Source organism: Aminobacter niigataensis (assembly GCF_014200015.1).
GTDB classification, from domain to species: domain Bacteria; phylum Pseudomonadota; class Alphaproteobacteria; order Rhizobiales; family Rhizobiaceae; genus Aminobacter; species Aminobacter niigataensis.
Genome location: NZ_JACHOT010000002.1, coordinates 127,670 through 148,563 on the forward strand (window position 1 = coordinate 127,670; position 20,894 = coordinate 148,563).

At 61.6% G+C, this 20,894-nt stretch carries 18 protein-coding genes and 1 tRNA gene; 4 read left to right on the forward strand and 15 right to left on the reverse strand.

Translation table 11 applies throughout. The features are described 5' to 3' along the window. The first annotated feature begins 1 nt into the window (after position 1). Positions 2–1,165, forward strand: a complete 1,164-nt coding sequence (locus tag GGQ99_RS10405; RefSeq protein ID WP_183262493.1) for a M20 aminoacylase family protein — start codon at positions 2–4, stop codon at positions 1,163–1,165. A 107-nt stretch (positions 1,166–1,272) separates the two neighbouring features. Further along, positions 1,273–1,349 (forward strand) — tRNA-Arg (locus GGQ99_RS10410). 140 nt (positions 1,350–1,489) lie between these two features. Here the strand turns inward: GGQ99_RS10410 and GGQ99_RS10415 are convergent. From GGQ99_RS10415 to GGQ99_RS10460, 10 genes are all read right to left on the reverse strand, one after another. Beyond that, a complete protein-coding gene (locus tag GGQ99_RS10415; protein ID WP_183262494.1) occupies positions 1,490–1,942 on the reverse strand; it encodes an urease accessory protein UreE in 453 nt (150 codons plus the stop codon). Positions 1,943–2,011: 69 nt separating this feature from the next. Further along, on the reverse strand, positions 2,012–2,704 hold the full coding sequence (locus tag GGQ99_RS10420) for an ABC transporter ATP-binding protein (protein WP_108606772.1): 693 nt from the start codon (positions 2,702–2,704) through the stop codon (positions 2,012–2,014). After that, complete coding sequence (locus GGQ99_RS10425; protein ID WP_183262495.1) at positions 2,697–3,425, reverse strand: ABC transporter ATP-binding protein; 729 nt, start codon at positions 3,423–3,425, stop codon at positions 2,697–2,699. Before GGQ99_RS10425 ends, GGQ99_RS10420 begins: the two co-directional genes overlap by 8 nt. Beyond that, on the reverse strand, positions 3,422–4,453 hold the full coding sequence (locus tag GGQ99_RS10430) for a branched-chain amino acid ABC transporter permease (protein ID WP_183262496.1): 1,032 nt from the start codon (positions 4,451–4,453) through the stop codon (positions 3,422–3,424). The genes GGQ99_RS10425 and GGQ99_RS10430 overlap by 4 nt, the downstream gene beginning before the upstream one ends. After that, on the reverse strand, positions 4,450–5,316 hold the full coding sequence (locus tag GGQ99_RS10435) for a branched-chain amino acid ABC transporter permease (RefSeq protein ID WP_108606769.1): 867 nt from the start codon (positions 5,314–5,316) through the stop codon (positions 4,450–4,452). Before GGQ99_RS10435 ends, GGQ99_RS10430 begins: the two co-directional genes overlap by 4 nt. Before the next feature lie 77 nt (positions 5,317–5,393). Continuing rightward, on the reverse strand, positions 5,394–6,641 hold the full coding sequence (locus GGQ99_RS10440; RefSeq protein WP_108606768.1) for an ABC transporter substrate-binding protein: 1,248 nt from the start codon (positions 6,639–6,641) through the stop codon (positions 5,394–5,396). An 82-nt stretch (positions 6,642–6,723) separates the two neighbouring features. Beyond that, positions 6,724–7,761: an alpha/beta fold hydrolase gene (locus GGQ99_RS10445; protein WP_108606767.1), complete on the reverse strand. Its 1,038-nt coding sequence runs from the start codon at positions 7,759–7,761 to the stop codon at positions 6,724–6,726. Positions 7,762–8,073: 312 nt separating this feature from the next. Next, positions 8,074–8,643, reverse strand: coding sequence for an ANTAR domain-containing response regulator (locus tag GGQ99_RS26300; protein WP_159091599.1), 570 nt, complete (start codon positions 8,641–8,643; stop codon positions 8,074–8,076). Positions 8,644–8,785: 142 nt separating this feature from the next. Then, entirely contained in the window at positions 8,786–9,925 is a 1,140-nt protein-coding gene (locus tag GGQ99_RS10455; protein ID WP_183262497.1) for a transporter substrate-binding domain-containing protein, read from the reverse strand. A gap of 271 nt (positions 9,926–10,196) precedes the next feature. Beyond that, complete coding sequence (locus GGQ99_RS10460) at positions 10,197–11,117, reverse strand: LysR family transcriptional regulator (protein WP_183262498.1); 921 nt, start codon at positions 11,115–11,117, stop codon at positions 10,197–10,199. Between the two features lie 105 nt (positions 11,118–11,222). On the opposite strand from GGQ99_RS10460, the gene dsdA reads away from it, so the two are divergent. Together dsdA and GGQ99_RS10470 are read left to right on the forward strand one after the other, a co-directional pair. Then, complete coding sequence (gene dsdA, locus GGQ99_RS10465; RefSeq protein ID WP_183262499.1) at positions 11,223–12,527, forward strand: D-serine ammonia-lyase; 1,305 nt, start codon at positions 11,223–11,225, stop codon at positions 12,525–12,527. A 65-nt stretch (positions 12,528–12,592) separates the two neighbouring features. Then, entirely contained in the window at positions 12,593–14,164 is a 1,572-nt protein-coding gene (locus tag GGQ99_RS10470) for an ABC transporter substrate-binding protein (protein WP_183262500.1), read from the forward strand. 89 nt (positions 14,165–14,253) lie between these two features. Here GGQ99_RS10470 and GGQ99_RS10475 read toward each other — a convergent pair whose 3' ends face one another. From GGQ99_RS10475 to GGQ99_RS10495, 5 genes are all read right to left on the reverse strand, one after another. Continuing rightward, positions 14,254–15,714, reverse strand: a complete 1,461-nt coding sequence (locus tag GGQ99_RS10475; RefSeq protein ID WP_183262501.1) for an amidohydrolase family protein — start codon at positions 15,712–15,714, stop codon at positions 14,254–14,256. A 54-nt stretch (positions 15,715–15,768) separates the two neighbouring features. Further along, entirely contained in the window at positions 15,769–17,289 is a 1,521-nt protein-coding gene (locus GGQ99_RS10480; protein WP_246389548.1) for an amidohydrolase family protein, read from the reverse strand. Further along, positions 17,289–18,242, reverse strand: a complete 954-nt coding sequence (locus tag GGQ99_RS10485; RefSeq protein WP_245439678.1) for an ABC transporter permease — start codon at positions 18,240–18,242, stop codon at positions 17,289–17,291. The genes GGQ99_RS10480 and GGQ99_RS10485 overlap by 1 nt, the downstream gene beginning before the upstream one ends. 7 nt (positions 18,243–18,249) lie before the next feature. Further along, positions 18,250–19,200 (reverse strand): ABC transporter permease, encoded by a 951-nt coding sequence (locus GGQ99_RS10490; RefSeq protein ID WP_245439676.1) that lies wholly within the window; start codon positions 19,198–19,200, stop codon positions 18,250–18,252. A gap of 64 nt (positions 19,201–19,264) precedes the next feature. Next, positions 19,265–20,860 (reverse strand): ABC transporter substrate-binding protein, encoded by a 1,596-nt coding sequence (locus GGQ99_RS10495; protein ID WP_183262502.1) that lies wholly within the window; start codon positions 20,858–20,860, stop codon positions 19,265–19,267. Positions 20,861–20,894 lie beyond the last annotated feature (34 nt).

Consider the following 20,894-nt stretch of genomic DNA (forward strand, 5'->3'; position numbering starts at 1 on the left):
AATGCCGATCCTGAACCGAGCCGCCGAAATGCAGGAAGAGATCGCCGGTTGGCGCCGCCACCTGCACCAGAAGCCGGAGCTGAATTTCGACGTCTTCGAGACCGCCGACTTCGTCGTGGGCAAGCTCAAGGAATTCGGCTGCGACGAAATCGTCACCGGGCTTGGCAAGACCGGCGTCGTCGGCATCATCAAGGGCGGCCTCGGCACAGGCGGCACGATCGGCCTGCGCGCCGACATGGATGCGCTGCCGATCGAGGAGATCACCGGCAAGCCTTATGCCTCGACCGTACCGGGCAAGATGCATGCCTGCGGCCATGACGGCCACACCGCCATGCTGCTCGGAGCTGCGAAATATCTGGCCGAGACACGCAACTTCGCCGGCTCCGTCGCCGTCATCTTCCAGCCCGCCGAAGAAGGCGGCGGCGGCGGCAACGAGATGGTCAAGGACGGCATGATGGAGCGCTTCGCGATCCAGAAGGTGTTCGGCATGCACAACATGCCGAGCCTGCCGGTCGGCCAGTTCGCCATCCGCCCGGGCGCCATCATGGCGGCGACCGCCGAATTCACCATCACAGTCACCGGCAAGGGCGGCCATGCCGCGATCCCGCACCGCGCCATCGACCCCATCGTCGCCGGCAGCCAGCTGGTCGCGGCGCTGCAGACCATCGCCTCACGCTCGACCGACCCGGCCGAGGCGATCGTCGTTTCGGTGACCAAGTTTATCGCCGGCTCTGCCTATAACGTCATTCCCGAGCACGCGATGCTCGCCGGCACGGTGCGCACGCTGAAGAAGGAAGTGGCGAAACTTGCCGAAGCGCGCATGAACGCGATCTGCCGCGGTGTCGCCGAGACGACAGGCACCGAGATCAAGCTCGACTACGACGCCAACTACCCCGTCACCGTCAACCACCCCGAAGAGACGGTGTTTGCCGGCGATGTCGCCGCAACAGTGGCCGGCGAGCCGCAGGTGCACCGGGCGATCCAGCCGCTGATGGGCGGCGAGGACTTTTCCTACATGCTGGAAGCGCGCCCTGGCGCCTTCATCTTCATCGGCAACGGCGACAGCGCCAACCTGCATCATCCCGCCTATGACTTCAACGACGAGGTCATCCCCCACGGTGTCAGCTACTGGGTGCGGCTGGCCGAGACGGCGCTCGCCGCCTGACGAAAATCGGAGGCGGCAACGGCGCGACAGAGGTTTTGCCGCTGCCGCCGATGTTCGGCAAAAACCGTTGGCGAATCCGCCGGAAGCCGCTATGTGTGCAGCCGAGTGGTCCCGTAGCTCAGTAGGATAGAGCGGCAGATTCCTAATCTGTAGGTCACAGGTTCGATTCCTGTCGGGATCACCATGCTTTTCAAGCACTATCGAACCGTCGCCATCCTTCTTTGCGAATTGGTACGGCAACCTTTGCGCGGGGGCCGTTGGTGTCGCGCGCAAGAATGGATGTCCCAGGGCGCAATCCACCCGCATTTCCTCGCAGGCTGACCATCATTTGTCTTCGCCGAGGAAAACAACGTCGCCGCGGCCGAGCACATGGTTGAGGCGGTCCAGAACGTGGCCGGATCCAAGTTCGCCGACGACGTAGAGATGGTCGCCTTCGAAACGCACCGGCCAATGCATGTTGCCGGCGCAGTATCCGAGCTCGATTCCCGCCGCGGCATCGACCGCCTTGAAGATCAGCCACCTCTCAGGCTCCGCCCGGACGACGATGGCGCGCTTGTCCTCGAGCAACAGCACCGCGCCGTCGACAAGCCGCTGCGTGCGCGGCAGGGAGATCGCGCAGAGCGTGCCTCGGTCTGTTGTCACCGACAGGCGCCGTCGGGCAATTTCGGCGGTGTCGAGCATGATGAACTCGACACGGCCTTCGTGATCCAGCAGATGGAGCCGGGCGCTCAACTGCTGGTCAGCCGCCAATCCGACAATGGAATTCAGCTTCAACATTCGACATCCCCCTGGAGCAGTTGGCCGCACGTTCTGGATCCCGTGGCAAATTCGCAGCCGGGTCCCGGGTCAGATCCCCAGATGGGCGTCGACGATTTCCCTGTCGTAGAGCTGGTCTGGCGAAATCTCGGCAACGAACGCGCCCTTCTGGATGATCAGCACACGATCGGCCAACTGGCGGATGAAGCGGATGTCCTGTTCGACCAGGATGATGCCCAGGCCCAGCGTGACTTTCAGTTCGCCGAGCTTTTCAGCGATGAGATCGACGATCGAGGGCTGGATGCCTTCGGTCGGCTCGTCGAGCAGCACCAGCTTCGGGCGCCCGGCAAGGCAGCGAGCCAGCGCCAGTATCTGTTGCTGTCCGCCTGACAGCCCGCGGCCGGGCCGCTCGAGCAGATCCTTCAGCACCGGGAAATGCCCGAGCATCTCGGGTATGGCGCTTGCGCCATCGCGCATGATCTCCCCCATCTTCAGGTTCTCCATGACCGAAAGCAGCGGGAAGATGTCGCGGCCCTGCGGCACGTAGCCAATGCCGGCGCGAGCCCGCTCGGACGAGCTGGCAGACGTGACGTCGCGGCCGTCGAACTCGATGCGCCCTTGCGTCGTCTTGATTTGGCCGACGAGCGTGCGCAACAGCGTGGTCTTGCCCATGCCGTTGTGGCCCAGGATGCCGACGACCTCGCCCGGCTTCATCGTGAAATTGATGCCGTGCAGGATCGGGATCCGACCGTAGCCGGAGTGCAGGTTCTTGACCTCAATCATCTTCGGATTTCCCCAGATAGACTTCGCGGACCAGTTCGTTGCCCTGAACCTTGTCCATCGTGTCCTCGATGAGAACGCGCCCCTGGTGGAACACGGTCACCGTTTGCGCGATCTGCTTGATGAACTGCATGTCGTGCTCGACGACGACGATGGCCGCCGACTTGTTGACCTCGCGGATGAGTTCAGCTGTCTTGTTGGTCTCATCCGCCGTCATTCCGGCCGCCGGTTCGTCCAGCAGGATCAGCTTGGGCTCGAGCGCCACCACCATGGCGAGCTCGACCCATTGGCGCTGGCCGTGGGCCAGTTCGCCGACCAGCCTGCCTGTCAGGGCGGTCAGGCCCAGCCGCTCCATGACGTCCTTGCCCTTGGCCGCGGCGCGCGCCTTGCCATGGCGAGAACGGGCGGCAACGGAGATGTTTTCGGCCACGGTCAGGTTGTTGAAGACGTCGGGCACCTGGTTCTTGATGCCGATGCCCAACCGGCTGACCTGATGCGGCTGGGCTCGGGTGATGTCGACGCCATCGAACAATATCTGGCCGGTCGTCGGCTTGAGCTGTGCCGTCAGCATCTTGAAGAAAGTGCTTTTGCCGGCCCCATTGGGACCGATCAGGCAGCGCAACTCACGCTGCTTCAGGCGGAAGTCGACGCTGGCAATGGCAACGACGCCGCCAAAGCGCTTTTCGAGGCCTCGGGTCTCGAGGATGCAATCGGGCGAAGTCATGGCACTCTCCTCTGTTCGACCAGCGGAGCGACGTAGGGGCGGAATTTCAACCGCCGAAGGGCGTCACTGACTGTCGGCACGACACCCTTCGGCACCAGCAGGACAAAGCCGATCAGGATCGTACCGAGCACCAGGTTGGCATTGAGCAGTTGCTGGGCGCCGAGCTTCGTGGCGATCCACTGGATGGCGAAGCAGCCGACGATGGGGCCAAGCAGCGTCCCAGTGCCACCGACGATCACCCAGATGATGACTTGCGCCGACTGCGCCAGCCCGAAGACATCGGGGCTGATGAACATGCCCCAGTTGGCGAACAGGCAGCCGGCCAGGCCAGCGATGGCGCCGCCAATCGCGAAGGTCGCCAGCTTGTAGAAGCGTGCGTCATAGCCAAGCAGTTCGGCGCGGCGTTCGTTTTCGCGGATGGCAACGACGACCTGTCCGAAGCGGCTCTTCAGCATCAGCCGCAAGCCGACATAGACCGCCAGCAATGTGAGGCCGGACAGATAGAACAGGCCGTCAAAGGAGAGCGCGACGTCGGGCCTGCCCGGAAGGTTCAGGGGCGGAACAGCCGGGATGCCGTTGTAGCCACCCAAGGGGGCGGCGCCGATGACATACTGGGAACCGGAAGTCGCGCCCATGACCTTGTAGAGGATCAATGTCACCGTCAGCGTGATGACGCCGAAATAGACATCGGTGATGCGCGCGTAGAACAGGAAGTAGCCGAGCAATGCCGCAAACAGCCCGGGAACGACGATCGAGAGCAGCAGCGGAATCGTGCTGTCGCCGAAATTGATGACGGCGATGGCGTAGGCATAAGCGCCGATGCCGAAGAACGCCGACTGGCCGAAGCACAAGATACCGCCATAGCCCCAGATCAGCCCGAGGCTGAGCGCCAGGATGGCCATGATCACATAGGACGTCAGCTCGATCATCATGACCGGGTCGACGATCTGCGGCAGTGCCAGCAACAGCACCAGCCCCAACACCGTGGCGGCAACCAGTCCGCCGTTTCCTTGCCAATTCGCGGTCATGCCGCCCTCCTGAAGAAACGCCCGGTGATGCCTTGCGGCATGAACCGCAGCAGCACGACGGCAGCGGCAAGAAGGGCCACCTCGCCGATAACCGGGGTCGAAAGATATGTGATGATCTGGTCGATCGCCCCGAACAGCACCGAGGCCGAAACCGTGCCCGCAAGGATAGCCGGGCCGCCACCGATGACGGTGATGAAAGCCTTGGCGACATAGGCCGCGCCGATCGTCGGTACGATGCCCGTGATCGGCGCCATGACGCCGCCGGCAAGGCCGGCCAGGCCGGCGCCGACACCGAATGTGACGGCATAGACGCGCGATGGATTGACGCCCAGGGCTGCGGCCATGTCGGCATTCTGCATCGTGCTGCGGGCGATCAGCCCATAGCGCGTGAAGCGGAAGACAGCCCAGATCGCGGCGAACACGGCGATTGCGATGACGATGATGATCAGCGAGTAGGCGGCGATGCGGTAGTCGCCGATCTGCAGCGACCCTGCCGGTGCCGAAATACCCTCGGTGGTATTGCCGAAAACGGTCGTCGCCAGGCCGACCAGGAAAAGGCTCAGCCCCCAGGTCGCAAGCATGGTGTCGCGCGGCCGGCCATAGAGGAAGCGGATGATCGTCCGCTCGATGACCACACCGAACAACCCCACCACAAGGGGACTGACCAGAAGCGTTGCGACCCAGATGTTGACGCCCGCCTTGGTCGCGACGATCGCAGCATAGCCGCCGAGCATGAGGAATTCGCCATGCGCGAGGTTGATCACCCGCATCATGCCGAAAATGATGGCAAGTCCGACGCTGATCAGCGCCAGGCTTGCAACGGCTTTGAGAGCCTCAAAGGAAAGTACTACGAGCAGGTCCATAACCGGCACAGCCTCCTGGATCGCTGCGTGGTCGTTCGCTCCAGTGCGACCGAACGACCCGCAACCTTTCGGATCATTCAGACCTTGATGACGTACATCGAGTTGTCGTCGGGGTTCTTCTTGAGATCGCAGACGCCTGACGTGTCGAGCGGCTGCTGCTGCGGAAAGCTCTCCAGGATGTTGATCTTGCGGTCCTGGATCTGGCCGATGTTGATGTCCATGACGCAGTGATGCGTCTGCGGATCGATCGAGAACTTGCCGCTGGGCAGGTCGAGGCTGATGCCAGACTCGAGTGCCTCGATCACCGGCATGCGTTCGGCGGTGCCCGCCCGCTTGACCCCTTCCGCCCACAGGTAGACGGACTGGTAGGTGGCCATCGCCAGTTCGGTCACATACGGGTAGTCGGCACCGAAGCGTTTATGGAAGCGCTCCAGGAAGGCCTTGTTGGCCGGCGTGTCGAGCGACTCGAAATAATTGAAGCACAACAGGATGCCGTTGGTTTCCTCGGGCGAAAGCACCATCTGCTCGCCGCCGATGGTCATCGTCGTCGACGCCATCGGGATCTGCTTGTTCATGCCGGCAGCGGCCCACTGACGGTAGAACGACTGGTGCGCGCCGCCGACCAGGACGAGATAGAGGAAGTCCGGCTTGGCTTCCTGGATCTTCTGGATCGTCGATCCGAAGTTGGTGACGTCGAGGGGGAAGAAGTCCTCGCCGACGATCTGGCCACCGTTTTCAGTGCAATATTTTCGGGTCCACGCTGCGGTGATCTGGCCGTAATTGTAGTCGGCAGCCAGCGTGTAGATCTTCTTGCCCCATTTGTTCATCGCATAGGGCACGTGCTTGGATTGTTTCTGCGCTGGCGTGATGCCGGTGCAGAAGATGTTGCGGTCGCAGACGCCGCCTTCGTATTGGGTGTTGTAGAAGTAAAGCGTGTTGAGACGCCGGAGTACCGGCCGCATCACCTCGCGGGAGGCGGACGTAATGCCTCCAAACACGGCAGACACCTTGTCCTTCAAGGCTGCCTGCTGGGCATACTGCGGATAGAGCCGCATGTCGGTCTGGGTGTCGTAGGTGACCAGGCTGATTTGCTTGCCCAGGAGCCCGCCTGCCTGGTTGATCTCTTCGACGGCGAAGGTGATGGCGTCCTGCATCGGCTTTCCGGCCGCATCGAGACCTCCGGAAAGATCGAGCAAGCTGGCGATCTTGATCGTATCCTCTTGCGCGAAAGCGCGGCCACCGGCGCCGATCAGGCCGAGGCTTGCTGCGGCGGTAGCCGTCGTCTTCAGGAATGACCGGCGATTGACGCTTGAATTTATTATCATTTGCGTTCCCCTTTGCTTTGAGGCCTATCCGCGCGGATAGGCCCGGTCCAAGTTCATGTTCGGAAAAGAAAGGCGTTGCGGCTCAGCTCGCCAGTAGTTCCCGCCAAGCCTCGTCGAGGAACTTCACATCCGCCTTCCTGAGGCCGGATCCGCCCGCGAAGTGTCCATGGCTCGAGCGGAAGGGGCGAAGTTCCGCATTCGGCATGTGTTCGACCTCGAACGCGCTGTCTTCCGGCGGAAAGTAGAGGTCGCAGTCGCCCGGCATGACGATCGCCTTGGCCTTGATGGCGCCGAGCGCCTTGCGGAAGTCGCCGTTGTAGAGCTCGTTGTCGCTGATGTCGCCGGACTGCCAGGTGCGGATCATCGCGACCATGTTGTTGGCGTCGCGCAGGTTGAACCACTGCTCCCAATAGCCGACGATGAAATCCTCGACGGAAGCGTAGCCGAGCTCGAGATATTCCTCCTTGCGGAAGAATTCCTGCGAGAAGCCCCAGCCCGCATAGACGCGACCCATGGCGCGCAGGCCTTTGAAGGGCTGCTCGTCATACCAGCCGTCCTTGAAGGCATCGTCGGCCGTCAGCGCAGCTTTCACGCCCTCAAGCATCACATGGTTATGCTTTGCCGTCTTCGCCGAGCCGGCAGTCGGACAGATCGTCTCGACCATATCGGGATAGAGCGCAGCCCAATGGAACGTCTGCGCGGCGGCCATCGACCAGCCAGTGACCATCTTGATCTTGGTAATGCCGAACTTCTCGGTCAGCAGGCGATGCTGCGCCTTGATGTTGTCGTAGTAGGTGACATGCGGGAAGCGCGCCTTGTTGTAGGGCGCCGGCGTGTTGCTCGGCGAGGACGACAGACCGTTGCCGAAGACGTTGGGGATGACGATGAAATACTTGCTCGGGTCGAGCGCGCCGCCTTCCCGGATGACCCACTGGTTGTCGTAGTGAGTGGAGGCCATGTAGGTCAGCAGGACGATGACATTGCTCTTGTCGGCGTTCAGCCTGCCAAACGTCTTGTATGCCAGCTTGGCGTCAGGAAGGGTCATCCCTTTCTGGAGTTTAAGATCTCCAAGCTCGAAGACTTCATAGTCAACTTCCTTGTCTAGCTTCCACTGCGCCATAGCTACCTCCTGCATTTGGCAATAGTCCAGGGTTCGGCCGCCCTTCTCAGGCCGGCCGTGGTGATAGTTCTGCTCAGGCAATAAGTATTCGTCCCGACCCGTCAGGGTCAGTTGCTGTCTACCTCAGAACTCTTGGCGTGTTTTCTCCAGTGCGATCCGCAGTTGGTAGAAAAACGCAAAAACCCCGCGCACTCAGAAACCTGAGTTTGCGCGAGGTCAATCTTGATCCTCTATGGAGCGCAGCGCTTTTGCTGCGAAAGTCGGCTCGCTTGGAGCCATCGAAGACCCAAAGGCCTCACGAACATTTAGATGTTATTCCATCAATCCGTAGGCGTCAACCAGGGCCGCAGAAATTGCCGCAACCGACATCTGCTTGGTCATGGCTTGCCGTCGCAGATAGTCGTACGCCTCGTTGGCGCGCAGCTTCTTCTGCGTCATCAAGATGAGCTTGGCCTGCTCGATCTGGCGTGAGGCATGCAGCGTCTCCTCGAGCTTCGCCACCTTGTTCAGCAGCCGCCGCTCGTAGCTGAATATGTTGCGCGCCAGAGCAAGGTTGGACAGTATGGCCGCCGGCTGGCACGGCTTGACCAGCACCGCCTGGGCGTTGGAAAGCCTGAGCACATCGACCGGTACACCCTTGTCCCCGTCCACGACCGCCACGACGGGCACCGGCGGCGCTCCGGAAAGCCACGGCGCCGTGGCAAGCACTTCGGCATCGATTGCCACCAGTGCGAAGTCGAAGCCGATCGGCGGCAACGTTGGCGCTGGCCAAGTCATCTCCACGCGGCATCCGACCCGCCTCACCTCACGCAGGACGGCATCGCCCTGGCCGTCGCGCGGATGCACAAGAAGCACCGTCGACTGGCGCAATTCCGCCTGCACGCCTCCCGATCCGCGCGTAGCCCTTGGTTGCGCACCGCTTGCACGCTGCGAACCGTCAGCACCTGCGCCAGGGGAACTCCGAGTGGGCGGGCCGCTCATGACCGATCCTCGTTTGCGCAGTTCTCAACCAAGTCGGTCACCTTCATGTCACCAGAAATGGGTCGGGCCGCAGCGCGACCATCGATTCCCGCAGGATATCGAACCGGCCGCGGTCGTCCGCCTTGCCGATCCGCGTCCAGAGTTCGGCGTGGCTGTTCTTGTAGTCGATGCCGATCCGCCCCTGAGGGGCTGCGATCTCCCGGCCGAGCACCGCCGGGCGCAAGGTGTCGGTATCCATGCTGTTGGTCTCGGCAACGGCCTGGGCGAAGAGGTGAACCTGAAAATATGCCGCCTCTGCGCACATGTTGGTCGACTCGTCCTCGCCGAAGCGCTGTTTGAAGAGACGAACGAAGCGGTCGTTCTCGTCATTCTCCACGCTCTCGAAATAGGTCGCAGCGGTGATGTGCCCGGCCCCGACGTCTGTTCCCATGAGCCGCAACTCCGCCTCGCAGGTGTTCAAGCTGCCGATGGGCATGTTGTCGGGGGTGAAACCGGCGTCGGCGTAGGCCTGGTAGAAGTGAGAGATCGCCTGGCCGACGACCGTCGAAAAGATGACGTCGGGTTTGTTGTTGCGAAGGTCGCGGATGATCGGCCGAATATCGTTCGGGCTGGCACCGAAACTCAAATATTCCTCGCCGACGATGGTGCCGCCTTGGCCGCACACCAGATCGCGCACGATCCGGTTGGTTCGCCGGGGATAACAATAGTCGGTGCCCAGCAGGTAGAATCGGTTGCCGTGGGTCGTGAGCAGGTAGTTGATCAGTTCGATCGTGTTCTGGTTGGGCGACGACCCGGTGTAGATGATGTTGGGCGAGAACTCGAAGCCCTCGTAGCGCGTCGGGTACCACAGCAATGCGTTGACCCGCTCCACCAGTGGCAGCACTGCCTTGCGGCTTGTCGAAGTGTAGCAACCGAAGATCGTCGTGACGCGATCCTCGATCAAAAGCTTCCGCGCATAATGGGAATAGAGTTCGGTGCTGGATGTCGGATCGTAGATGATCGGCACGATCTCGCGACCATTGATGCCGCCCGCCGCGTTGATTTCGGCGATGCCCAGCATCGTGCCCTTGAGCTGGGTCTCCTCGATCGCGCCGGTGTCTCCGGATTGCGAGAAGAGGACGCCGACGCGCCAAGGCTCACCCGTCGAGCCCATGGTCAACCGCCGCCTCTGGCAAGATGACATGCCAACATCTTATCCTCCGCGTCCATGCGCCTCGTCGGCCGGGTTCCAGCCATGGCCGACGCAGCTTATGCGCTGCTGCCCGCCACCCCTACGAGGAATTAGTTTTTCCTAACATATAAGTCGATTGGTACCAATCGAAAATGGGGGTCGTCCCTTCGAGGTCAGTTCGACCAGTTGGAAGGCGCATGCGCCAAGGGGCCGGACCTACATGCCTCCGCGAGGCTGCTTCGCTATTCTGTCGAGGCGGCGCGGCGGTCTGCCGCCGCCGCCATCAGGCTGTTTGGAGCGGTGACGGCCACGCATCGCACACGTAGCTCACAAAACTGGTGAGAGCCGCGCTCGGCGCCGCATCCATCAATGAAAGAAAATAGTACCGCGCCGCGACTATCGGCCGGGCCGATGTTGCCGGAACGAGACTGCCGTTCAAGATTTGCTGGTTGACCAGAGGAGTTCGACCGATTGCCACGCCTGCCCCCTGGGCCGCAGCCTGAAGAGCCAGCTTCGACAAGTTGAAGTATACGTCCTTGTGCCGTCGATCCGCGAACTCACTCGTCACCGCGTCGATTGCATCCCACTCCGCCGTGCGACTGGCTTTCGGCCATGCATGCGCGTCGTGCAGGCGCGTGAAGGAACATGCTTTGTCGCGAGCCAGCTTGGTTCGCAATTCCGATGTGCATACCGGGAAGATCAACGAGTCCAGGACCGCAAGTATCATGAGCCCCTGTGGCGGCGAGCTGTCATAGCGAATCGCAAGGTCGATGCTTTCGCGGCGTAGCTTGGCGATCTCCGGCAGGTCATCCTCCGCCACCAACTCGATCTCGATCGCCGGCTCCGTTGTCTGGAATTGCAGGATGAGACCGCCCAGCCAATCCAGCGCCAGCGAGCCGGAGCAGCTGATCCGTAGACGGCGCGGCTGAAACGGGCCTCCAAGCTTGAGCAACGCTTCAGCAATCTGGTCCATGGCGGGCCTGACTGCTTCGGCCAGCGACGCCCCCATGGAAGTAAGCGCGAGCCCCCTCGAACCCCGGAAAAAAAGCGGCTCGCCCAACCGCTTTTCCAAACGTGCAATTCTTTGGCTGACCGCGCCTTGGGTGACACGCATTCGCTCGGCAGCGCCGGTAAAGCTCCCGCACGCCGTCACTTCGGAAAACACAAAGAGATCTGCGGCCATCGTTGGGTCGAGCGTGCGCATCATCGTTCCTAATGCCGGCATTAGCAATACTGGCTTGTAACTTCTCAGTATCGAATTAACAATTCCCGTTAATCACGATTATATAGTTTGCAAGATGATGGGAATATGGAAAATAAACCAGAGACAATTCCGCAAGAAGTGCTGAATCGCGAACCATATATATGGATGAATCCAGGATTAGATTCATCATATGTTGTTATTCCGAGCCTTGACATAAACATAACGGACATTCGAGCAGCTCAAGCGCGATGGATACGGTTCCAGCCACTAATTGCCAGACTGTTCCCTCAGACAGTAGCGACAAATGGGCGTATTGACTCTGACTTGATCGAAATATCGGACATACCCTCATTGTTTCCAAATGCGGCTGTAGAGAGTCGCATTTTTGTTAAGACTGATCATGACTTGCCAATAACTGGCACTATTAAGGCAAGAGGCGGCATCTATGAGGTGTTAACTATTGCGGAAAAATTGGCCCTCAGCACTGGGCTTATTTCTTCGCCCGAGGACACTCTGGCCCTGGATAGCCCGAAGGCTGCCGAAACATTCAGCAGATTCAAGATAATCGTCGGATCAACTGGAAACCTTGGGTTCAGTGTCGGCGCAATCGCACGGTCGCTTGGCTTCAAGGCCGAAGTGCACATGTCGAAGGACGCCAAGAGTTGGAAAAAAGACCGGCTGCGGCGCATCGGCGTTTCAATAGTCGAACATCCGGGTAGCTACACGTCAGCGGTGGCCGCGGCACGGGCGTCCGCGGAGTTGGATCAATCATCCTTCTTTATCGATGACGAGAATTCCCGTGCCCTGTTTCTCGGTTATTCAACAGCGGCGTTCGATCTGGTCAGGCAACTCAAGTCGGCCGACATCGCGATCAACGCGGATACACCAGCCAATGTCTATCTTCCCTGTGGTGTGGGCGGCGCGCCGGGTGGCATCACATTTGGGTTGAAAGCGTTACTTGGCGACGCCGTTCGCTGTTACTTTATCGAGCCGGTCAACGCGCCTTGCATGTTGGTTCAACTGGCTTCTGGCTCCGATATCGCCATAGCGCTGGAAGACTTAGGCCTGAATGGCGAGACCATTGCAGACGGTTTGGCGGTAACATCAGCTTCCATGCTGGTGGCGCGGCTCATGGATCGATTGGTCGATGGCTGCCTGACATGCACGGATGCAGACATGGTGGCTTGGGTACAGCGCCTGTGGGAACAGGAAGGCTTGAGGCTTGAGCCCTCGGCGGCAGCCCCGTTTTGCGGCCTATCGCAATTGCTCGCCGCAGGGTCAGGATCAAATGCTGTCCATGTCCTGTGGACGACAGGCGGCTCTCATCTTCCCGACGAAGAATTCTTGCCGCTGATCAATCGGGAACCGCGGAGCGTCACCGGTGACGAAGCCGTGATGGCGACGACCTAGATCACAAACCGCTGCGAGCAGCCTTTGCCAAAAGCAGATCCATTCATCATATGGGAGGTACAACTATGCATGCATTCTTTTTGGCCGCGTTATCGCAAAGCCGGCGGCAGTTCCTTGCGAGCGTCGGCGTCGGCGCAGTCGCCGGGATGATTGGTCTCGGCGGTTCGACGGCCTTGGCCGCGGATCGTGAACACACGATCATCGTCGGGCGAAGCGGTCAGATCAACACGCTGGATCCCCTGCGGGCCGATTACAACCAGACCAACGCTGTCATCAGCGCAGTCTACGACACGCTGGTGACTTATGATGAGACCACGCTCATCGGCAGCCTGGCGACCGAATACGCCTATTCGGACGACGCCAGGTCGATCACCTTTACGCTTCGCTCCAGTGTGAAATTCCATGACGGGACGGCGCTGACGGCCAAGGACGTTGCCTACACGCTTGACCGCCTGAAGCGTCTCGGCGCCGGCGTCGGCTCGCTGGTGAGCGACTACAAGTCGACCACCGTCACCGATGACACCCACTTCACCATCAATTTGTCCAATCCAAACCTGCTTTTCCTGCCGTCGCTGAGCAAGATCTACATCCTCAACTCCGCATTGGTCGCCGCCAATGCTGGTGACAACGATGGCCAAGGTTGGCTCCAGGTTCATGACGCAGGCAGCGGCCCCTATGTGGTTGGCGATCAGTCGCAGGCAGTGGTCATCGACCTGTTCAAGGACTACTGGGCTCACGAGGAGGGACGTCCGCAGTCGATCGTGTTCCGTCGCATCGATGAAAGCTCGACGCTTCGCGATGAACTGCGGGCAGGTAACATCGACGTTGCCTTTAACTTTGCGGCCCGCGACGCCGCCACGATCGCCGCGGACCAGGCGCTCAAGGTTGTCCCGATCAACACCAGCTACCAGGCCGAAGTGGTATTCAACACCCGTGTCGGCCCGACCGCTGATCCCAAGGTCCGCAAGGCGCTACGTATGGTCTACGACTATTCAGGTGGCCTGCGCGGCATCCGCGATGGCTTTGGTGCGCTTGCCAATGGACCTTTGCCGGCCCGTCTCGACTGCCGTCCCGAATTGCCGGAGGTGAAGCGCGACCTCGACGCCGCCAGGGCGTTGCTTGCCGAGGCAGGTGCGAGCAACCTGAAGCTCAAGATGAACTTCCAACCCGTGTTCGACATGATGAAACAGGAAGCGACGCTGTTCCAGTCCAACCTGCGTGAGATCGGCGTCGAGTTGGAGCTCGAGCCGATCGCCTTTCCAAACTATCTCGCCAGCCTGAAGGACCCGAACTCGATTCCGCAGATGATGTTGATCGAGGACTCCGCCCAGGTGCCGGATGCCGGCGTCATGTTGGTGAAGAGCTACAAGTCGGATGCCATCGGCACCAACCGCACCGGCTATGCCAATCCGGAAGTCGACAAACTGCTGGACCAGGCTGTTGCGACCGCAGACGACGCCAAGCGCTGCGACCTTTACAAGCAGGTCCAGACCATCCTCCACAATGACGCAGTGATGGTCGACATGTATGGGGTCTACTTGCCGGCCGCCTACCGAGTCGATGCACTCGCTGAGTTGAAGCCCAGCATGCTCACAATGGGTATCGAGCCGGCGGACTTCCGTCTCGCCAAACCGTAAGCGAGGCCGGACAGGTTCGCGGTCTGTCCAAGCAGCCTCGAAACGAGGCTGCTTGGACATCGCGAAAAATGCGCGCCGGCAACCACGTGTCACGCCAACGGAAACGATGGCTTGAAGATCTCGTCGACTGAAGGATGACGCCAGGTACGTGCCGGATACTTGGCGATCAGTCCATCGAACTGGGCTTGCGCCCGATGGCGATAGGCTTCGAGGTCGATGCCCGGCAGTTGGCGATCCTTCATGACCACCCGCCCGTTGACGATCGACATCTTGAAGTCGCGGCCGGTGCCGCTCAGCATCATCGTCTGGATCGGGTCGATGACCTGGCCGAGTTCGAAGGCCGAGAGGTCGAACAGCGTCATGTCGGCCTTGGCGCCGACGGCGAGGCGCCCAAGATCCGGACGGCCGAGCGCATCGGCGGCGACGATCGTGGCAGCATTGTAGAAATCGGCCGAACTGCAGGCCGACACATCGCCCTCCGCAACGCGGCACAGGCTGATGCCGAGCCGCATGTTCTCGACCATGTCGGGCGGGAAGGTGTCGGTGCCGAGGCCGATGGGGATGCCCGCCTTCTTGAGCCGGGCAAAGGATTCCATCATCCCACCGTAGCGTGACAGCACCAGCGGACAGTGGATCAGCGCGGCACCGGAAGCGGCAAGAATGTCGACGTCGTTGCCGGTGCGCTTGATGGCACTGTGACCGGTGACGTAGACGCCATGCGGCAGCAGGGACCGCTTCGACAGGAAGCCCAGCGACGAGAGCCATTCCACCGGTGTCTTGTCGTAGCGCTCGACAATGCTGTCGAACTCGTCGAGGCCCTGGCAGCAATGCAGCCGGATCGGGCAGTCGAGCTCCTCGGCCACCGCGGCTGAGCGCCGAATGAGTTCGGGGGTGCAGTTTTCGATCCGGTCCGGCGCCAGCATGCCTCGGACCAGGCCATCATGGGCGCCGTCGAACTTGCGGACATAGTCGCGGGCAGACTCCAGGCCCTTGAGCCCGCGCTCCTCGTCCCAATGGACGCCGAAGCTGCCATTGTCGCGGATCAGGGAGACCCCGGTCATATAGCATGGCCCCAGATAGGCCCTGATGCCGATTTCGGCGGCGCTGTCGGCCGAGCGGGCGAACTCGTCGTAGGTCTCGGCCCATTCGCGATAGAACATCGAGGTGATCGGAAGTGCTGTGGTGATGCCGTTGCGGATCAGTTGGACGAAGGCGTACTTCATCTTGAAGGTCTGCTCGTCGGTGGAATACATCTCCATCGGACCCGATGCGACATAGTCCTCCGGCCAGACCCTGCCCTTGGCCCAGTCCGGCTGGTTGTCGAAGGCAAGCACCGTCGTGTCGAGATCGGCCAATGCGTTGAGGTCGATGAAGCCCGGCCCGAGGATGGCGTTGCCGCCGTCAATCTCCTGATCCACCGGCCCTTCATAGCCGCGTCCGACGAAGATGATGGTGTCGCCACGATAGACGACTTCCGCGTCCTTCATCGTCCGGTGGCCTTGGCCGTCAAAACCGATGACGTAGCGCGCTTTCACTCGTGTCGTGGTCATGCTGGAAACTATCCGGTTGTAGTGATTGGAGAATGTTGTGGCGAACGGCGCTGGCTACGGCACCATCGGGCCGGCCCATCTGTTCAGGCCGACCGGCGTGTCGAGCGCCTTAAGATACATCTGCCGATAGTACGGCTCGAGCTCGTCGGCGGCCGACTTGCAGCGTGCCATGTATTCGGAGAATTCCCCGGCAAGCGAACGTGCCTCGGCCTTGATCGCGTCTTCGTCGACGGTCAGCAGCTTGCGGTTCTCCATGACGATCTCGCCGCCAACCATGGCGGTGACGACCGAGGAGCCGTTCTCGCAATAGACGAGCTGCCGCCTCAGGTCGTTCAGCGGCGTGAACGCCAGCGAATTGAGATCGAGCAGGATGATGTCGGCCTGGAAGCCGGGCGCGAGACGCCCCGAGGGTTGCGGCAGCCGCATGGCCTTCGCGCCGCCCGACGTCAGTGCGGTCAGGATCTCGACCGGCCGAGGCCAGTCGTCATATCGGGGGTCGCCGATATTGTGCACGAGGCCTGCAACCTTGGCCACGGTCCACAGATGGATGCCGTCATCGGTAGAGGCCTCGTCATTGCCGATGCAGACATTGATGCCGGCCTTCTGCAACCGTCGGAACGGCATGACGCCGCTGCCGATCTTGAGGTTCGAGACGGGGTTGTGCGCGACCGAGCATCCGGACCCGGCAAGCAGCGCGATATCGTCATCGTCGACCCAGATCGAATGGATGACCATCGCCTGTTCATTGAGCACGCCCATGTCGTGAACGTAGCGGATCAGCGACTTGCCGAAATTCTCCTGGCCAAGCACCCGCTGCAGGCGGGTTTCGAGAATGTGCATGTTGTAGGGAATGTCGCGTTCGCGTGCGATCCGACCAAGCGCCTGCAGATAGGCCGGTGTCACGCGCTGCGGCGCCGAGCATGACACCGCACAGCGCAACCGGCCGGCCTCGGTGCCATGCCAGGTGGCCATGAAGCGGTCGTAGCAGCCAAGCAGCTCGGCATCCGTCATCAGCCGCACCTCGCTCATGCGCTTGAGCAGATGCGGGGGAAGGAAGTCCTTCAGGAAGGGATATTTCTGGTGCTCGGGCACATTGGGCTGGTCGAGCGTGACTGTGGCGCGAATGCCTGAGTCGGCATAGGCGCGCATGACGGCGTCGACCTCGTCATCGGTGACAACCGGCACGAAGAAACAGTCGTCGTGGACGGAGGTGACGCCCTGCTTCAGCATTTCGATGCAGCCGAGCATGGTCCGTACATAGGCGAAGCGCGGCGAGGCCACCTGATCCATCAGCGGCGGCACCTCGTAGAGCATGAACAGCTCGAGCGGCGAGTTGCCGAGCGCCCCCTTCATGAAATTTCCGGGCGAGTGGAAGTGCCCGTTGACGAGACCGGGCATCGCAAGCAGCCCCTTGCCGTCGATGATACGTGCCCCCTCACCCGCCTCTTTCGCAGCACCCGGCCCCAGGGCTTCTATCTTGCCGCCCGATATGACGATGTCGGCCTCGGCATATTCGGTATCGCGCTCGTCGAGCGTCAGGATGCGCGCGTTTCGGATGACCGTCTTTATCGGCATCACGCCTTGCCTTCATCGTCGGCCGAGGGCGCAGCGCGATGCTTGACGAGCTGCAGCCTGGTCTTGGGGTCGAGTGAATCCCGCAGCGAGTCCCCGAGCAGGTTGAACGCCATGACCAGAACGGTGATCGCAAGGCCTGGGAGTGCTGCGATATGCGGCGCGACGAAGACATAGCTCCTGCCTTCGCTGGTCATGATGCCCCATTCCGCGATCGGCGGCTGGACCCCGAGGCCCAGGAAACTCAACCCGGCCGCGGTGATGACGACCGCGCCGACGATGGTGCAGCTGTAGACCACCGAAGCGGCGACCACGTTGGGCAGCATCTCGACGAACAGGATCTTGAGGTCCGATGTCGCCATCGCCTTGGCCGCCTCGATATAGGCGAGCTCGCGCTCCTGGCTCGCGGCGGCATAGACCACGCGCGTGTTGTAGGGGATCAAGGTGACGACCAGCGCGATCATCATGTTGCCGAGGCCCGGCCCCATCAGGGCTGCAAGCATGATCGCCAGCAGCGCCATCGGGAAAGCGAAAAAGACGTCCATCACCCGCATCACCACTTCGCCGAGGCGCGGATACCATGCGCCGATCAGCCCGAGCGGGATCGAGATGGCTGCGCCCAGGATCACCGGAACGACACCCGACAGCAGGGTCAGGCGGGCGCCATAGATCAGGCGGGAGAGAATGTCCCTGCCTTGGTGATCGAGCCCGAGCAGGTGACCCGGCGTCCCCAGCCCCTGCAGGCGCAGGGCGGGATCGGCCTCGTTGGGCGGGAACGGAGCGAGATAAGGCGCAAAGATCGCGCAAAGCACCAGCAGCAGGATGATGACCGCCGCAATGCGGGCCACCGGATCGCCGAGCACGCCGCGCCAGACGAAATAGAGGTTGGAGCGGCGCGCCGGGCTGAAGCGCTGGCTGGGGACAGGACTGGTCGTTGCCATGGAGGTCACGCTCATGGTTGTCTCACCGCTTTCTGGGGTCGAGGGCATGGACGATGACGTCCGAGACCATGTTGCCGAGCACGAAGACGATCGCCACGACAAGCACGCAACCCTGGATGACCGGCACGTCGCGCTGCATGATGGCATCGAATAGCAGGAGCCCGACGCCCGGCCAGTTGAAGATGATTTCGGTGAAGATGACGCTGCCGAAGAGATAGCCGATCTGCAGGCCGCCGATATTGGCGAAGGTCGGCAAGGTGTTGCGCACCGCATGGCGAAGCACGATCTGCCTGCGGCTCAGCCCCCTCGCCCGCGCGGCAAGGACGTAGGGCTGGCCCAGCACGTCGATCATGCGCGAGCGCGTGACCCGGGTGACGACCGCGATGGAAGACGCCGCGGTGGTGATGGCCGGCAGCACCATGTGATGCAGCAACTGGCCGAGGCCTCCCGGATCGACCATGTTGTACATGCCGGAAATCGGGAACAGCTTCCATTTGAAGCCGAAGAAATAGAGCAGGACGATGCCCAGCCAGAACACCGGCAGGCTTGCCAGCACCAGGGTGAGTGCGACGACCGCCCGATCGGCAAAAGTGCGGAACCGAGGTGCGGACGCCACGCTGAGCAGGAAGCCGGCGGCAAGCACAAGCGCCAGGCTGCCCGCCATCAGGATCAGCGAATTGACGATCTTCGGGCCGAGGATCTGGGTAACCGGCAATTGCTGCGAGATCGAGTTGCCGATGTCTCCCCTGAACAGGTCGAGCAGCCAGCCGGCGTATTGGACGAGCAGTGGCCGGTCGAGCCCGAGATCCAGGCGCAGGGCTTCGAGCTGTGCCTGGGTGGCCATGCGGCCGAGCAAGGTGAGCGCAATGTCGCCGGGAATGAGTTGCAACGACAGGAATACGATGACGGTCACGCCGAGCAGCACTGGCACGGCATAGAGCATCCTGGTTCCGATGAAAGCGATGATCGACACGGACAGCCTCCCAACTGCACCGCCGACCGGCCCGCAAAACGGGCCGGCCGGACATGTGTGACGTCTATTGCTTGGTGATGCTGGTCAGGTCGAACCAGTGCTGCGGCGCCAGCACGAAGCCTTTGACTTCGGGCCGCGCGGCATAAGTCGACATGGCGGTGTAGTACGAGGTGAAGGCCATGTCGCCGGCGATGATATCGCGGATCTCGTGCAGCTTCTTGTCCATCTCCTCGCTGGACGCAGCACCGCGGGCAGCAGACAGCAACTCGTCGATCTTGGGGTTGCTGTAGTAGCCGGAGTTGCAGCAGTTCGGCGGCAGTGCACCGGCGGCAAGGACCTGGTCGAGCCAGGCAAACGTGCTCTCGCCCCACGACGCCGAGGTGAGGCCGGTGCCGTCGCGCATGCCCTTCGACATCATTTCCCAGAAGGTGTTGTTGTCGAACATCTCGATCGACGCCTTGATGCCGACCTTCTCGAAGTCGCGCTGCAGCCACTCCGCATCGCCCTTGGTGTTGACGTCGGCGCCGGCACCGAAGGTCCAGTCCATGCGGGTGGTGAAGCCGTCGGGATAGCCGGCCTCGGCAAGCAGCTTCTTGGCGCCCTCGGGATCGTATTCGCAATCCTTGTAGCCCGGGTCGTAACCGGGGCCGCCGAAATTGAGGACGCCATAGGACGGCCGTGCTAGGCCCTTGCGCTGATACTTGGCCATGTCCTCGCGGTTGATGGCCATGCACATCGCCTTGCGCACCTTCGCATCCTTGAAATGCGGATCTTTGGTATTGATCCACATGACATAGAGCATCGGGCTGTCGCCCGAGATGATCTGCATGCCCTGCTGCTTGAGGAATTCGAGCGAGTCGGGAGATGGCGTGCCGATGACGTCGACCTCGCCGCCAACCAGCGCGAGTTCACGGGTGGCGACTTCCGGGATGCCGCGCAGCACGATCTGGTCCGCCTTCGGCTTGCGCGCCTCGTTCCAGTAGTCGTCGTTGCGGGCGATGACCAGCTTCTCGCCAACGACACGCTCGACGAACTTGAACGGCCCGGTGCCTACGGGATGCTGCTCGACATTGTCGTTGCCGTGGGTCTTGACCGCCGTCGGGCTGATCATGCGCGGCGCACCGGAGCCACCGGCCGCCATGCGGCGCAGGAACTCGGCATTGGGCTGCTTGAGATTGATCTCGAAAGTGTTCTCGTCGACCACTTCGTAGCCGGCCAGGTCCTGCCACATCCAGCCCATCAGGCCGGGCGAGACGGGCTGATGGAACTCGAAATTCTTGTCCGTCATCCGGTCCATGTTGAATTTCGCAGCTTCCGCGTTCCACGGCGTGCCGTCATGGAACTGCACGCCCTTGCGGAGGTGGAAGGTGTAGGACTTGCCGTCTTCCGAAACATCCCAGCTTTCGGCGAGTGCGGGCACGATCGCCGGTGTCTCGGAGCCACCCTTGGTGAGGTCTTCCTCGACGAAGGTTTCGAAGATGTGGCGCACCACCTTGAAGGTGTTCCAGGTGCGCGAGGCGTGCGGGTCGAGGCGGCTGAAATCGGACTCGACCGCGAACACGATGGTGTTGCCCTCGGCGTGGGCCAGGTCGACGACCGCGGTGCCGCCGAAGCTGGCAGCGAGCAACACAAGAGCAGTGCCGGCCAGGCGATCGCGCATTCGGCGCGCTATTTGTCTTGAGGCGTTGGACTTC